Source organism: Bacillus sp. JJ783 (assembly GCF_036963225.1).
GTDB lineage: Bacteria > Bacillota > Bacilli > Bacillales > Bacillaceae_G > Bacillus_A > Bacillus_A cereus_U.
On sequence record NZ_JBALMG010000174.1, the window covers coordinates 13,220 to 27,632 of the forward strand.

The window sequence follows — 14,413 nt, forward strand, 5'->3', positions numbered from 1 at the left end:
ATCATTTGTTTTTCTACGTTTCCATAGGAAAAGTCGGGGAGCGAAACTCAGCCAAGGAGAAATCGTTGGTCTAATTGGGGTTACCATACATCGCTATCAATCTAAGGTAAATTTGTATCCATATAATCAAAAAAACGCTATTCTTTTTGTAGAAAAATACAGAAAGGATGGCGTTTTGCATGACTCTATCGATTCAAGATGAGTTTCATTTATTCGCTGAAGAATTACAGCGATATCTATCCCCAAGTATCCTTCAACAGCTCGCACAGGAGACGGGTTTCGTAAAACGTAAAAGTAAATATGGCGCACGAGATTTGGCCGCTTTATGTATTTGGATTAGTCAACACGTAGCAAGCGATTCTCTTACGCGATTATGTAGTCAGCTTTATACAAATACAGCACACTCATGAGCCCAGAAGGACTGAATCAACGCTTTAATCCAGCAGCTGTCGCATTTCTTCGAGAAGTGTTTACTTCCCTTCTCACACAAAAACTCTGTTCAAATCACTCACTTTCTGCACATATAATCTCTACTTTCAATCGTATCCGTATTCTAGATGCAACAGTGTTTCAACTACCTGATCAATTCGCTACTGACTATCAAGGTTCAGGTGGGAGTAGTAATAAGGCAGGCGTGAAAATCCAATTAGAATACGATTTACTTAGTGGTCAATTTCTTAACGTGCAGCTTGGGCCAGGAAAGAATAATGATAAAACATATGGTACCATCTGCCTTGAAACCGTAGAAGCAGGCGATTTGTGTTTACGTGATCTTGGTTACTTCGATTTAGGAGACTTACAAACCATTCATGATAAAGAGGCTTACTATATCTCTCGGTTGAAGCTGAATACACGCATTTATACCAAGAACCCTGAACCCGAATACTTCAACAATGGTACGTTAAAAAAGCAGACAGAATACATCCAGCTTGATATGACACAAATGATGTCTGATCTAATCCCTGGTGAAACGATAGAAATCCCTGAGGCATACATTGGCCAAAATCAGAAACTTCCAGCACGTGTTATTATCCATCGTTTAACCGATGATCAAACGCAAACACGTCTGAAAAACCAAGCGATACGTGAAAAGAAGAAAGGCATTGTCATGAAGGATAAAAGTAAACGTTTAATGGGCATGAATGTATATATCACGAACACGTCGCTAGAAGAAGTACCGACGAACTACGTGCATCCATTATATTCACTTCGTTGGCAGATTGAAATTTTGTTTAAAACGTGGAAGTCATTCTTTGAAATTGATGAATGTCAAAATATAAAAAGAGAACGCCTAGAGTGCCATTTATATGGACAACTCATCGGCATTCTCCTCTGTTCTTCTACGATGTTTCAAATGCGTCAGCTTCTGCTTGAAAAGAAAAAGCAGGAGCTGAGTGAATACAAAGCGATTTATATGATTAAAGATTACTTTCCATTACTGTTTCAAGCGATAGCCGTTGGCACAGAAGAACTTTTAAAAATTCTGCATCGCCTTTATCAGCTGCTCAAAAAAAACGGTCGTAAATGTCATAGGTATAAGAAGATGACCGTCTTTGATATTCTAGGGATTTTGTATAAAACGGCGGTGAAGCATAGACAAGCTGCCTAGCGAAAAAATCGCGTTTTAATAGGCTTCTTTAGCATGCCTACTTTTCTATCACTTGCTAGTTTTGAAACAAGGATCATTTCATAACTATTAAATTACTTGGTTAGCTTGATGGGCATGGGGTGGTACCCCTAAACCCCAGAAGGAAAAGAAGAGTATAATTCCTTTAACGTACAAGGAGTTCCATATATCATTGTAAAAGATCATGAAAATAACACCCAAAAAATCAATTCTTGGATTCAGCACTCAATCATTAGAAGAGGCTATTTTATAATAATCATCCCCAAAAAAGAAACGAACAAAAATGTTCGTTTCTTTTTCATGGTGTTCAATGCTCAAGAAAACTTATAACCGCATAAATATATAGAACGACTAGAGCAAAGGCACATATTCCCATAATTATAATCGCTAGTGCGCTTTTCTCTTGTCTAAACCCTATAATTCCAAGAATAAATGCACTCAACATCGTTACCTTAAGCATATTAGAAAGGTTGGGAATTGAATATTCACTCAACCAGGTAGAGAAACTTACAATTGCTAAAAAAGAGAACAAAGTTAGAACAATAGATAATATATTAATGTGCTTCCCATACTTCAGTTGCATTTCGCTACCCCCTTTTCTTTTCATTAGTGAATAATAGGTAGATGACTATATTTTTATTTTATTCTAAATTTTCTTGAAAGTACACAACGAAAAGAAGAGGTTGTCCCAAAAGTAGCTGAATAGTTACCTTTGGGCAACCTCTTTTCTTTATTTTTTACTTTCCTCTAGTTTAGAGATACTTGCTTCTTTTTCAGGTAACGTATCAACAAAATCCTTTTGAGATTTTAATAGGTCAGATTGTTGTATCCAAGCCTTAAGATCATCTAAAGATTTACGGGCTTCTTTTACATCGCCAGTAATATCATTCATGTTCAACTTATTAAATGTAGCTAAAAATTCTTGTTGAATCTCACCTTGCAATGCATTGGCTTGCTTTGTTAATTCTGTATTTTCATCACTTTTTGCCTTTTGAACATTATTCATAGCTTTCCCGATTTCATGTTTATCAAAAGCATCTTGCGCTTTCTTTAAATTTTTCAAGTTCTTCACGTTCACGCGGAGACAATTTTTCTAGTAGGGGTACCACCCCATTATGCAAAAGACAAAAATCGGAAGACGATAGATGAAAAATAATAATTCCTTATTCAACTAACGAATGCATTAGTTGAACAACCTAAGGCTGCTTCGGTAGCCATTTTTTTGTACCAACTGGCAGTTTAGTTTTCAATATGTGAAAAGGGATTTCTAAGTGATTAATTGAATATATATTTATTGTTTACTAATTTTTGGGAGGTCCCTTTATGGGAGATAAGCTTTACTGTATTGCTACATATCAAGTTCTTAATGAAGAAAGACTAGGAGATTCACACGGTTCTATAATAACTTATAGTGATGCTGTGACGGGATCTCCTGTTAGTGAGATAGGGTATTTTTTAATTTATTTATTATAGTAACGTACCACGAAATTGCAACTCTCGTCCTCAAGAATTATTTCCTTGGGGTGAAAGTTTTTTTATTATGTCATAATTTAAAGTTTTTGAGAGGAGAAATTATATGAATCCTATTTTATTAGATGTTCCGTTACAGATAGAAACAGACAGACTAATTCTTCGAGCACCACTTCAAGCTGGTGACGGGAATGTAGTATACCAAGCTATTAAGGATTCAATTAATGAGTTAAAACAATGGTTGCTTTTATTCCAGTCAATTCCTACTGTTGAAGAAACGGAAATTATCCTGAGAAATGCCCATATAGATTTTTTGAAAAGAGAAAGCTTTCGCTATCTTATCTATCATAAAGGTACTAATGATTTTATTGGAACTGCTAGCCTTCACGGAATTAATTGGAAGATTTCTAAATGTGAAATTGGATACTGGATTAACACGCAATTTAGTGGCAAGGGATATATGACAGAAGCAGTAAGTGAGTTAACAAACCTTGGATTTCAGTTACTCAAATTTAGAAGGATTGAAATACGATGTGAATCTAATAACACTAAAAGTCGTACGATCCCTGAAAAACTAGGTTTTGAGCTTGAAGGGATATTACGTAATGAAGACCTTTCAGCTGACGGTAAAAAACTAACTGATACCTGCATCTATGCAAAGGTAAATTAGATTAAAATTTTAAGACTCAATTGAGTCTGTGTACATAGTTTATTCCCCTTCTAATTCATTATTGTGATTTGTTTAGAACTATAGTACATCAATATGTTTAAAATGAAATGTACTGAAATGGGTATATTCTATTAAAACAAGAAGATTTACTTCTCATAATAATATCAGTATCATATACAAATGTTACAATCATTTTATAAATAAATTACTTCATGAAGTTATAAAATTAGGACCGTACATATTAGACATATCTAAAATGTACGGTCCTTTTGTTCACTAGTGGTTCACTTATCTAACCTAAAGATAAGTATGTGGTCCTTTTACAATTTGAATTTCTTTTTAAGCTTCTTATATTTTCTATATGAACGTCTAACAATGTTTAACATGAAATACGGTATTTTAACAGGGAAAGGCAATTTATAAATGAAAGGCAAGTAAAATGTAAAATATGCCTTTTCTAGGTCTCTCCACTTACTATCTTCTTTTGTTTTTAAGAAATCAGATACATCGACTACATATCCCCTTCCGTTTTCCATCATCACATTTTTCCCGTGAACATCACAAGGAGTTAATCCTTGTTCCCTTGCATACTCTATAGCTTCATTAATATCAAGGATTACCTGCTTCGGAATTTTAATCCCCTTATGAATAGCATCGTATAAGGTAATTTCTTTTAAACGTTTCAATACTATGAAATTTCCCCCTTCATATATAAGCTTCGAATAAGAAGGATGATTTCCGATTCTTCGGTATACTTCTGACTCTTTTTCAATTCCTTCTCCTTCTCGCGCGTAAACTTTCACTACCCAATCTTTGTATTCTTTGTGCATAAATACTGCGGCATAATTACCTGTCCCTAAACACTTCCAAAGTCTAGGAATATCTTTAACTACTACAGGCTCGAATTCATCCTCACTTCTTATGCTTACCTCTTTTAATAATTCGTCCTTTATCAATCCCACAAAACTATTTATACTCATCATTCCCACTCCGGTTTTGCTAAGAGGGGTACTACCCCATACCCATCAAGTTAAAAAGTACATTCTTCCCTAATACGAAAAAAATGAGCAGACTTCACTAAGTAACTAACTTTAGAGAAATAAAATTTTCATTTAGGGGGGTACTTCAAAACCTTACAATGGATATTCTACGCAAATATATACTATTGATACAATAAGTTATGTTAACTTCACATGATTATATTATACAAAAACTCAGCAAATACCGTTACAAAAAGTGTACAATCCGTATCTACTCTCTTTAAATAGTTTATTGCGAATCTATTTTAAGGAGATCAGTAAATGGCATATTATGTAGGCTTAAATATATTTGTTGCCCCAAGTGCTAATAGTAGTAATGATAGACTTGCTCAAATGTTTATAGGAGCTCAAGACTATTGATTTGCCTATACCAATGAAGAGTATTCCGCAGATAAAATTGACTGTTTTAATCCAGATACTCAAGGAATTAACGAATGATTGGATTATTTTTTGCCTGTGGAAATAGATTAGCAGATGGAGAAAGCACTGGGTGCACTTCGTATGTACCGATTGTTCAGCATGGTGAAACAACTGATTTTCAAGCTAATATTGTTGTCCCTGATGAAGCAGATCATTTGTTACTTGCACATGAAATCGGACATGCACGATTTGCTAGAATAGTAGGGAACAATATAGAAAGCACAGCACCTTGTTGTCCAAATGATCCTACAGGTCATAGTAACGAAGAAAATGATCTAACGCTTCCGATAGTACCAGCCATTCCTAATCCTATTCTCACACAAGAAAAGGTATAAAAGCTCTGCAAAGTCCTAAAGCTTTTTATGTTCAATAATTAATATAAAAAAGAGGACAAGAAAATTCTTACTTCACAATTTTCTCTACTTATCAAGTAACATTAATAAATGAGGTACCGTCACATTCTCATAAAGCTAAGGTTCCACACTATTCGTTAAACAAAAAAGACCGTATCACTACGGTCCTTTTCTCTCTCTTATACAAACACTATGACTGTGTAACTTTATTAGAAACAAGTAATTTTCCAATACATATAGGTAACATATCTAATAGCGTTTCAAATGCATAATTTACGTCCAAACGCTCCGTCCATTGATGTGCATCTTTTCCTACCGGCCCCATATTTAATACTGGAACGTCAAACTCTTCTAATTCCTGAAGTGGAATCGAATAACCTTTATCCCATAATGGCATATTGTCTACGAGAGAACTCATTGAATCCAATGGGTTTTGTAAGCCTACATAGCTTAAATCTGAAATTCCTCCAAAATAATTTTGATTTTCAAATGTAATGCTATGATTATAGTGGGCATACTTTTCCATTTCTACAACTACCTCTTTAATTAAAGGATTGTTGCGTGAACTCACAGCTGGATAATACGGCGGAGCAAAGAAAAGTACAATCATCGGGGCCTTTTCTTTACATAAGATAGATAATTTGTCTACTAAATCAATGGTTACCGCACGATCATCTTTATCTTCTCTATTTTTTATAATATTAGATTGAATTTCATCTATTGTTTCTCTTCCATGTTGTTCAATTGCATAAGTGATAAGCTCTTCATACGTTAATACATTTACTTTGAGATTAGGTGGTATGAACGGATTATGCTTAGAAAAATGATACGCTCGCTCCTCATACGATTCTTCGATTTTCTCTGCTACTTTCGTTACTTTTTGACGTAATAATGAAACTACATCTGTCATCGTTTTTTCTAGTAAAAACAAGTTAAATAATGTGACAGCACGATGAGGAATTTGTACAGAATAATCCTCCTTTAAGTCTCTTTGAAGCAAGTTAGTTGGTGGTGGACTCGCTTCACCATCTACAATATCACAAAGGTCCGTATTCAACTCTAATTCTGCTGTTAATAATGCAGCCATATAACTCCCATTTAATCCTGCAAAAGGCTCGCCTACATGTGTCTCTTTTCCATAGCAAAGGAAACCAGGTAACACCTTACCAATAGAACCAGTATAAATATACTTATTTTGGTCACCAGGATGCCTTGAAAACATAGGCTCTGAATTTAGAACCGTTTTAAATTCTAAATCATGTTCTCTTGCTAAATCCAGTAATCTTGGAACAGCAGCCCTCATCCCTACAGAGTTCACTTCTTCATCTGGAACAGCCAATAAAAGAACATTCCCATCAAATCTTCCTTCACAAGCTTGCTCAACCATTGCCATTTGTAAAGCTAGACCACATTTCATATCCATTGTTCCTCTACCAAATAGCCAATCTCCTTGTTCTATATCTTCACGTACGTGATCTGGTAGCTCATCTTTATGAGAATAAAACATAGATGTTAACTTTTTAGGGTTAAATGCATCTTCTTTCCACACTCCGTAATCTTGTACATCTACAACATCAAAGTGGCTAACAAGAATTACGGTATTTTTCGTACTATCACTTTTCTTTACTAGCGCTGTAACAAAATATCTTCCATCCCCGGTCGGATTTTTTTGCAAATGATGCGGATTTTGTTTGAAATACTGTAAGTCAGATAATTGTTCTACAACAAAGTCTGGTAATATAACTTCAGCTTCTGAACCTGTAATACTAGGAATTTCAACAAGATTGCTTAATAATTGCACTAATTGTTCTTTTGATTGCCACTTTGACATATAAATCCCCCTATTTTTCCGCATTATGAAAATCAATTCCAATATATGAATAAAAAATGACGACAGCTATCAAAATTATAATTCTGATGTACTGCCGATTTTTATTGATATTTCATGAGCTGCTTGTTTTACCTTACTAATAAGAAAAGATAGTCGATCATCATTAATGCGATGACTAATTAACCCAACACTTAATGCTCCTACTACTTTATGATTAAATCCGATAATAGGTGCAGCTACTGAAGCTGTCCCTTCTGTTTTTTCACCATAACTCACAGCATATCCTTCATTTCTTATTTGCTTTATTTGATCGAAAAGAATTTGCTTTTGTTCTGGTAAAGAAGAAAGTAAATGTTCTACAATGTGTTCCATTTCATTCGTGTTCATATTGGCAAGCATCGTTTTATTTGCGGCGCCAATTGAAAGTGGAATCTGTTCCCCTAAGTTATCGATAACTCGAATTTTTAAAGGGCTATCAATTCTTTCAATGATAATAGAATGTGTTCCATTTGGAATGTTCAAATAAACACTTTCTTCAACTTCAGAGGCCAAACGCTTCATCACTTCTCTTGCAACGGATCTGTAGTCTACCTTCTCCAATTGACGTAATCCTATTTCCATCCACATTGGCCCAATCTTGTACTGTTTTGTTTCTGAAATTTGCGTAACTAACCCATGCTCCATCAAAGAGTTCAGTAACCTATGTACTGTACTAACCGGGAGATGTGTTCTATCAGCTATATCAGAAATAGCCCAATACTCTTTTTCATTTGTAGAATTCAGTAACTTAATAATACCTATCGCTCGATCAATGGACTGTACCATAACTCGCCTCAACTTTACTTGTAGTATGTTTAGCCTAATTCACTATCAATTTAACAAAAATTCAAACTGAAATCAATTAATTTATTTAATTTTCTAAAAATAGAGATATAACACTATCAAAAAAATGAAAACGTAAACAAAAAAATATTGACTTTTCTTTTTAATTATCTGAAAATTAGAACAAGATTTCACATCACGGAATACATTCCATAATACGGAAAAACATCAATCTTCATACTACCAATTATGAAAGTGAGGAAAACAATGACGCAAGTAAACAATACAAACAATGAATTAAAGCGCACGATGAAAGGTAGACATTTATTCATGATTGCACTCGGTGGTGTGATTGGAACGGGGTTATTTAACGGATCTGGTTATATTATAAGTCAAGCTGGACCTGGTGGATCCGTACTTGCCTTTATGGCCGGTGGATTATTAATGTATCTCGTTATGCTATGTCTTGGTGAGCTTGCTGTAGCAATGCCAGTTTCAGGTTCCTTCCAGGAATATGCCACTAAGTTCATCAATCCAGCAACTGGATTTACCATCGGATGGTTGTATTGGCTAAGCTGGGCGAATACGACTGGTCTTGAATTTACAACTGCTGGTATTACAATGCAGCGATGGTTTCCTGATATTCCTGTCTGGGTTTGGTGTTTAATATTTGGTGTTACAATATTCACTATTAACGCATTATCCGCTCGTAGTTATGCAGAAACAGAATTTTGGTTTTCAAGTATAAAAGTATCTGCCATTATCGCTTTCATTATTCTTGGCGGCGCCGCTATGTTCGGTTTTATTGATTTAAAAGGAAACGAACCCGCTCCGCTTCTTTCAAATTTCGTAAATCATGGTGGTTTATTCCCAAATGGACTTGCCGCTATTCTTTTAACAATGGTTACAGTCAATTATTCCTTCCAAGGTACAGAACTTGTTGGAATCGCAGCAGGTGAAAGTGAAGATCCAGCAAAGACTTTACCTCGTTCTATTAGAAATATAATATGGCGCACGATGTTTTTCTTCGTCTTAGCAATCTTTGTTCTCGTGGCTTTAATTCCTTGGGAAGAGGCAGGATTAACAAAAAGTCCGTTTGTTGCTGTATTTGATAATATAGGTATTCCATATGCAGCTGATATTATGAACTTTGTTATTCTTACTGCTGTTCTTTCTGTCGCAAACTCAGGACTGTACGCCGCAACTCGAATGCTTTGGTCATTATCAAAAAATGATATGGCTCCAGCCTTTTTAAAGAAATTATCATCACGAGGGATACCTCTAAACGCTTTACTCTTGACGATAGCTATTTCTGCTTTTTCTCTTTTGACAAGCGTTGTAGCTGCTGAAACGGTTTACTTATGGCTGATTTCAATTTCTGGAGTCATTACAATTATTGTTTGGATGTCAATTTGTGTTTCTCAATTCTTTTTCCGTAAACATTATTTAGCCGAAGGTGGAAAATTAGAAGACTTAAAATTTAAAACTCCACTTTATCCACTTGTACCAATTCTTGGTTTTGGATTGTATGGCATTATATTAATAAGTCTTATCTTTATCCCAAGTCAAAGACTAGGAATCTATTGCACTGTACCATTTATCATCTTTTGCTACACCTACTATCACTTTAAGGTTAAGAAAAGGATTGCTACTAACACTCATACAGAAACTAAAATTAGCGAAACTTCGTAATACTATGCTTAAAAGCCCGCACATTACTCTTACTTAATGTACGGGCTTTTATCATTCCTTCATTCATTTTCCCAGAAACAGTTCCCCTATTTTTTCTATACTATTGAAAGAAGTATTTATAGGCGTTTTGGATTGTTCAGGCGAACTTTGAGTTGAAGAATTATCCTCAAACGAGTCAGTATTGTTATACTCATTTGCTCGGACTTCAATTGTATCTTGCTTTTGTTTCTCAAATTCTGCGAAGGATGATTTCGGTATCGTTAATATAGTAAATACTACACCAGCAATTATGATTTTTTACTGTTCATAAGTTGCTGATTTTCCTTACTATTCCTGTTTTGTTTTGATATATTAAATACATACTACGTCACATTAAAAATTAAAAGACAGACAGGAGTTAAATACAATGATAAAAGGTTTCGGAGGAATATTTTGGAGAACTAAGAATCTTGATGTTATAAAAAAATGGTACAGTGAAGTGTTGAAGATTGAAATAGAAAATTGGAATGGGACTGTGATTAAACCCGAATTAGGAACTGAGACTATCTTTTCTTTCTTTGCCGAGAATGACAGTTATTTTCCTACAGAACAACAAGTAATGTTGAATTTCCAAGTACATAATCTAAACGAGACTATTCAGCATCTTGAACATATTGGTGTACCTCTTGAAAAGAAAGAAGAGATTAGTGAATTTGGAAAGTTTATTTGGATTAAAGATCCTGAAGGTCGATTGATCGAACTTTGGGAGAAATAGCGGATTATAATCATTTGCTATTAAGCTAATGGGTGCTTTAGTTCAATAAATAGCGGGATAAAAAAAGTTGATTCCTTTAAAGTGCACCTTCGTTTATTAGACACAGTCTAACAATCGGAGGTGCACTTTTTTATAGATTAAAACTTCTTAGTGTTATCCGTATTTTCCTGATTCTCCCCCTTGTCGGGATTGATTATCAAAATGATTATATTCATTGAATAATGCTTATTTACTCTAAAAGTTAGAATTAGAACCGATAATGACAGTAGCATCCAGTTCCTTGTTTCTAGCCACTTTCGTGGTAAGCCCAGCGCCAGTAAAGATTTTAAAGGCCTCGGGTGCCTGAACTTCGCTCGTCTCTATCAAAAGATGTCCATCCAAAGCTAACCAGAGTAATGCTTCTTCTGCCACTCTTCGCAGAATATTAAGACCATCTTTACCTCCGTCAAGCGTCACATTGGGTTCATGTAGGCGTGCCTCCCGGGGGAGAAACTTTATTATTTCGGTAGGAACGTAAGGTACGTTCGCAACTAGGATGTTTACATTTCCCTTAAGTGAGCGGGGTAGAGCTTTATATAAGTCACCTTCAAAAGCATGACCGCCAAAATTCATTACATTGCGACTAGCGCATTGTACTGCGATAGGGTCAATATCAACAGAATACAATTCAACTCGTCCCAAAGTTGCTGCCAGTGCTGCACCCACAGCACCTGACCCACAACATAGGTCAACAATGATATCGCTAGAACGTGACAACGCCTCTGTTTGATGAACAAGGAACTCGGTACGTTTACGCGGTACAAAAACGCCTCGATCCACTTCTACTCGTAAACCACAGAACTCCGTATATCCAACAACGTATTCCAGAGGTAAACCGTTGACTCGCATTTCTACCATTTTCATAAGGTCCTCGGGAGTTAGTGCCTCTGAAATAAGTAACCGGGTCTCATCTTCTGCGAAAACACAACCGGTGCTCCGAAGCTTGCTAACTATATATTTTTCCATTTTCATATCCAAAAAGAAATTTGTTTTATTCCCTATATTATCTCACCGCTTTTAATAAAGTTTGTTTGTAATTCAGAATTCGTTAAAAATAGCTGATATCCTTCTTGAAGGGTATTAAAAATATTGACTCGTAGCAGCGTCCATTCTTACAAATTTTTGCTGTTCTAACATGTACATTAAATACAGTATTTTACTTCAGTTTCCGTTCTATGCTGGAATTATGGGGATGATGATTGGAGTAAATAGTGAAGGGCTTTCGCTTGGAGGAGCTATTTCTACTTTCTTTATTAGCATTTCAAATGAAACCACATTTCCGCTCTTTACATTTTTAAGTGCTGGCATTGTAAATATTTTCGTTCCATCTGGAGGCGGTCAATGGGCAGTGCAAGCACCAATTATGATTCCAGCTGGCGCTGAACTTGGTGTACCTGCCGCGAAAACAGCGATGGCAATTGCATGGGGCGATGCTTGGACAAATTTAATTCAACCTTTCTGGGCATTACCAGCATTAGCGATAGCTGGTTTAGGCGCTCGTGATATTATGGGATTTTGTGTTGTTAACTTACTATATGCAGGATTTATTATTAGTCTATGTTTCTTATTTATTTAAACGAAAAGCTAGTTTTATACTAGCTTTTTTATATAATAAATCATTCGTTATCTATACAGCTTATTACCTTCCTCCACTCTACCTCTGCATGATTTAATGCTTCATATGTAAACAAATCTTCACACACTTTTTCAATCATATGAGGATTGTTCTTAAAGAATTTCCACTGCAATACTTTAGGAAGAAAATATGTTTCATATTCTTCACTTCCCTTTATTACCTCATCAACTTCTCTTTCACAAATCCCTCTTATTAAATAATCATTTCTTAATTGTATTTGAATTTGTTGAAACGTTTCGCTGTATTTCTTCAATTGGACTAAACAATTAATATACGTACGCAAAAGTTCGTCATCACAATTGCAACACTTTATAATACGATCTATTTCATTCATAATGTACGAGCCTTTTCTTCTATTTGTAATAGCCATTTTTCACGCTTCTCTAGTTTACTCGTTTTCACAGATTGAAAAACTGACCGTTTTATATCGCGAATACCACAAAAACGTAAAATCCCTCTTTTCATCATAATCCAATCTGCTGATCGATATAATAGTGCTACGTACCATAATGGTGAGTCTAACGTATTAATAACCCACGCCTTCTTTCCTTTAAATAAGCCTTTTGGTAATGACCCCTCATATTTATAAGCAAATCCAGCTACAAAAATACGATCGATAAATCCTTTTAAAATAGCAGGCATGCCCCACCACCATATCGGATATATGAAAAGAAGCATATCCGCCTTCTGCACTAATTCTCTATATCGCTCCGTCTCTTCTTCATGTAATAAATCACGTCTTTTTTTCTCTTCATTAAATACAAGCACTGGATCAAATTGTTCTCTATACAAATCAAGTATTGTAACAGAATGATTTGTTTCCCCAAGTCCTTTTTGCACATGCTCTAAAATTGCCCCGTTTAAGCTTGAAGGATTAGGATGAGCATATATAATTAGTACGTTCACTACAAAACAACTCCCTCTTTAGTTAATCTTTCCCCTTCTTTAACATCTTCTCTACAATTCGCACATTTTTCGAACTTTGTAACAAACGATTTAATACTGTTAGTAACTCTTCTTTTTCTAAACCGTTCAGTTTCTCTTTAACCGTACTCTCACCAGCACCTTGAATATCATACACAACTGCCGCCATATGCTTACAATAATTTTCATACGGACACTCACAGCTACTTTCTGCAAAATCTTCAAGATCAATAATCACTTCATAATTCCCTGCATTTCCAGTAACGAACGCAAATACTTTCTTGTCGTGTATTTCAACATCTTCTACATGTCCCTCTTCATAATATTCATATCCTCTATCTATAATGTACTTTGGAATCCATTTCATTATATCTTTTAATAAGTACGCATACATCACAATACCTCTTCCTCTAATTCCCTTTTGACTTCCAAAATCCTGCATGTTATTCTAATAACTGTCAAGTAGCGAGTCTACGTGACAAAACGACTGACACCTATTCGGCGGAGGTGTCTCTTTTCATTTGCAGCCGATATGAAGTGCCTCTTTCAGGCACATTCAATCTTTGACACTACACACTCAACACCATTCCCTGTATCAGGCTGCTTTAGCAGTCTTTTACGCTACATACTTCGTTATTTCAAGACAAAAAGAGAGCTTAGCTCCCTTTTCCCGCTTTATACAATACCCCTTTTTCAGCATAGCGATATTCATCATCAGCTAAAGTAATTTTCCCATCCAGTTTGAGTTCATCTAATAGTCTTGATAAATAAAATTGATGTAACATTTTTTTAGTGAATTTTCCTTCATGATGCGAAACGATATGTTCTTGAATATCTAACAATGATATTGGCTTATCTTGCTCTATCATATATTCATAAACTGTACTACGCAGTTTTACGTATTTTTCGAGTGTCACAGTACTTCGCAACCCGATACGATAAACTTAACTAAATCTATACAATTCAATCAAATTTACACAAGTTAGTGCTTCATCGTGTTCTCGCAACCCCGAAGGGATGAGGGGTATAACACTCCACACGAGGCAGTATCGTTACCTCCTATTATCAAGCTTTTATTTTACCCATCTTGATAAATTTATCGCAGCATTTAAATCCCTATCGTGATGGCTATTGC

General features: G+C 35.3%; 15 protein-coding genes and 2 pseudogenes. 7 read left to right on the forward strand and 10 right to left on the reverse strand.

Annotated features, from left to right (window positions below; translation table 11 throughout):
* The first annotated feature begins 179 nt into the window (after positions 1-179).
* Positions 180-1,609: pseudogene (locus V7038_RS26785) on the forward strand (IS4 family transposase).
* 325 nt (positions 1,610-1,934) lie between these two features.
* Here the strand turns inward: V7038_RS26785 and V7038_RS26790 are convergent.
* Both V7038_RS26790 and V7038_RS26795 read right to left on the reverse strand, forming a co-directional pair.
* Positions 1,935-2,210 (reverse strand): hypothetical protein, encoded by a 276-nt coding sequence (locus V7038_RS26790; RefSeq protein WP_001176329.1) that lies wholly within the window; start codon positions 2,208-2,210, stop codon positions 1,935-1,937.
* A 147-nt stretch (positions 2,211-2,357) separates the two neighbouring features.
* Positions 2,358-2,690: a hypothetical protein gene (locus tag V7038_RS26795; protein ID WP_234813727.1), complete on the reverse strand. Its 333-nt coding sequence runs from the start codon at positions 2,688-2,690 to the stop codon at positions 2,358-2,360.
* 260 nt (positions 2,691-2,950) lie between these two features.
* Between V7038_RS26795 and V7038_RS26800 the strand changes: the two genes are divergently transcribed.
* Together V7038_RS26800 and V7038_RS26805 are read left to right on the forward strand one after the other, a co-directional pair.
* Positions 2,951-3,100 carry a hypothetical protein gene (locus V7038_RS26800; protein WP_002110849.1) on the forward strand — a complete coding sequence of 50 codons (150 nt, stop codon included), beginning with the start codon at positions 2,951-2,953 and terminating at the stop codon, positions 3,098-3,100.
* A 103-nt stretch (positions 3,101-3,203) separates the two neighbouring features.
* A complete protein-coding gene (locus tag V7038_RS26805; protein ID WP_088078928.1) occupies positions 3,204-3,767 on the forward strand; it encodes a GNAT family N-acetyltransferase in 564 nt (187 codons plus the stop codon).
* Between the two features lie 320 nt (positions 3,768-4,087).
* On the opposite strand, the gene V7038_RS26810 is transcribed toward V7038_RS26805, so the two are convergent.
* A complete protein-coding gene (locus V7038_RS26810) occupies positions 4,088-4,747 on the reverse strand; it encodes a serine/threonine protein kinase (protein WP_033713999.1) in 660 nt (219 codons plus the stop codon).
* Positions 4,748-5,241: 494 nt separating this feature from the next.
* On the opposite strand from V7038_RS26810, the gene V7038_RS26815 reads away from it, so the two are divergent.
* Positions 5,242-5,562 carry a hypothetical protein gene (locus tag V7038_RS26815; RefSeq protein WP_236735539.1) on the forward strand — a complete coding sequence of 107 codons (321 nt, stop codon included), beginning with the start codon at positions 5,242-5,244 and terminating at the stop codon, positions 5,560-5,562.
* Between the two features lie 208 nt (positions 5,563-5,770).
* Here the strand turns inward: V7038_RS26815 and V7038_RS26820 are convergent, their stop codons facing one another.
* Entirely contained in the window at positions 5,771-7,411 is a 1,641-nt protein-coding gene (locus V7038_RS26820) for a M20 family metallopeptidase (protein WP_335695893.1), read from the reverse strand.
* A 75-nt stretch (positions 7,412-7,486) separates the two neighbouring features.
* The gene (locus tag V7038_RS26825; RefSeq protein ID WP_002120836.1) at positions 7,487-8,236 is read right to left on the reverse strand and encodes an IclR family transcriptional regulator; all 750 of its coding nucleotides are present in this window, start codon (positions 8,234-8,236) and stop codon (positions 7,487-7,489) included.
* Positions 8,237-8,500: 264 nt separating this feature from the next.
* Here V7038_RS26825 and V7038_RS26830 point away from each other — a divergent pair, with 264 nt between their 5' ends.
* Positions 8,501-9,925, forward strand: a complete 1,425-nt coding sequence (locus V7038_RS26830; protein WP_070139696.1) for an amino acid permease — start codon at positions 8,501-8,503, stop codon at positions 9,923-9,925.
* 406 nt (positions 9,926-10,331) lie between these two features.
* Positions 10,332-10,679 (forward strand): VOC family protein, encoded by a 348-nt coding sequence (locus V7038_RS26835; protein ID WP_070139697.1) that lies wholly within the window; start codon positions 10,332-10,334, stop codon positions 10,677-10,679.
* A 234-nt stretch (positions 10,680-10,913) separates the two neighbouring features.
* Here the strand turns inward: V7038_RS26835 and V7038_RS26840 are convergent, their stop codons facing one another.
* Positions 10,914-11,684, reverse strand: a complete 771-nt coding sequence (locus V7038_RS26840) for a putative protein N(5)-glutamine methyltransferase (RefSeq protein WP_070139839.1) — start codon at positions 11,682-11,684, stop codon at positions 10,914-10,916.
* Between the two features lie 187 nt (positions 11,685-11,871).
* Between V7038_RS26840 and V7038_RS26845 the strand changes: the two are divergent.
* Positions 11,872-12,294 (forward strand): annotated as a pseudogene (locus V7038_RS26845) (TIGR00366 family protein); the annotation flags it as partial.
* Positions 12,295-12,334: 40 nt separating this feature from the next.
* On the opposite strand, the gene V7038_RS26850 reads toward V7038_RS26845, so the two are convergent.
* The 4 genes from V7038_RS26850 to V7038_RS26865 all read right to left on the reverse strand — a co-directional run bounded on the left by V7038_RS26850 (position 12,335) and on the right by V7038_RS26865 (position 14,195).
* Positions 12,335-12,688, reverse strand: a complete 354-nt coding sequence (locus V7038_RS26850; protein WP_070139699.1) for a group-specific protein — start codon at positions 12,686-12,688, stop codon at positions 12,335-12,337.
* Positions 12,685-13,260 carry an NAD(P)H-dependent oxidoreductase gene (locus tag V7038_RS26855; RefSeq protein WP_070139700.1) on the reverse strand — a complete coding sequence of 192 codons (576 nt, stop codon included), beginning with the start codon at positions 13,258-13,260 and terminating at the stop codon, positions 12,685-12,687. The genes V7038_RS26850 and V7038_RS26855 overlap by 4 nt, the downstream gene beginning before the upstream one ends.
* Before the next feature lie 22 nt (positions 13,261-13,282).
* Positions 13,283-13,672, reverse strand: coding sequence for an SWIM zinc finger family protein (locus V7038_RS26860; protein ID WP_002161106.1), 390 nt, complete (start codon positions 13,670-13,672; stop codon positions 13,283-13,285).
* A 262-nt stretch (positions 13,673-13,934) separates the two neighbouring features.
* Complete coding sequence (locus V7038_RS26865) at positions 13,935-14,195, reverse strand: hypothetical protein (protein WP_070139701.1); 261 nt, start codon at positions 14,193-14,195, stop codon at positions 13,935-13,937.
* Positions 14,196-14,413: the final 218 nt, after the last annotated feature.

Bases quoted from the DNA above. Each gene is read 5' to 3' on its own strand.
- V7038_RS26805 (WP_088078928.1), top strand. From the start codon at position 3,204: ATGAATCCTATTTTATTAGATGTTCCGTTACAGATAGAAACAGACAGA.
- V7038_RS26815 (WP_236735539.1), top strand. From the start codon at position 5,242: ATGATTGGATTATTTTTTGCCTGTGGAAATAGATTAGCAGATGGAGAA.
- V7038_RS26820 (WP_335695893.1), bottom strand. From the start codon at position 7,411: ATGTCAAAGTGGCAATCAAAAGAACAATTAGTGCAATTATTAAGCAAT.
- V7038_RS26840 (WP_070139839.1), bottom strand. From the start codon at position 11,684: ATGGAAAAATATATAGTTAGCAAGCTTCGGAGCACCGGTTGTGTTTTC.
- V7038_RS26800 (WP_002110849.1), top strand. From the start codon at position 2,951: ATGGGAGATAAGCTTTACTGTATTGCTACATATCAAGTTCTTAATGAA.
- V7038_RS26835 (WP_070139697.1), top strand. From the start codon at position 10,332: ATGATAAAAGGTTTCGGAGGAATATTTTGGAGAACTAAGAATCTTGAT.
- V7038_RS26850 (WP_070139699.1), bottom strand. From the start codon at position 12,688: ATGAATGAAATAGATCGTATTATAAAGTGTTGCAATTGTGATGACGAA.
- V7038_RS26860 (WP_002161106.1), bottom strand. From the start codon at position 13,672: ATGTATGCGTACTTATTAAAAGATATAATGAAATGGATTCCAAAGTAC.
- V7038_RS26830 (WP_070139696.1), top strand. From the start codon at position 8,501: ATGACGCAAGTAAACAATACAAACAATGAATTAAAGCGCACGATGAAA.
- V7038_RS26810 (WP_033713999.1), bottom strand. From the start codon at position 4,747: ATGAGTATAAATAGTTTTGTGGGATTGATAAAGGACGAATTATTAAAA.
- V7038_RS26825 (WP_002120836.1), bottom strand. From the start codon at position 8,236: ATGGTACAGTCCATTGATCGAGCGATAGGTATTATTAAGTTACTGAAT.
- V7038_RS26790 (WP_001176329.1), bottom strand. From the start codon at position 2,210: ATGCAACTGAAGTATGGGAAGCACATTAATATATTATCTATTGTTCTA.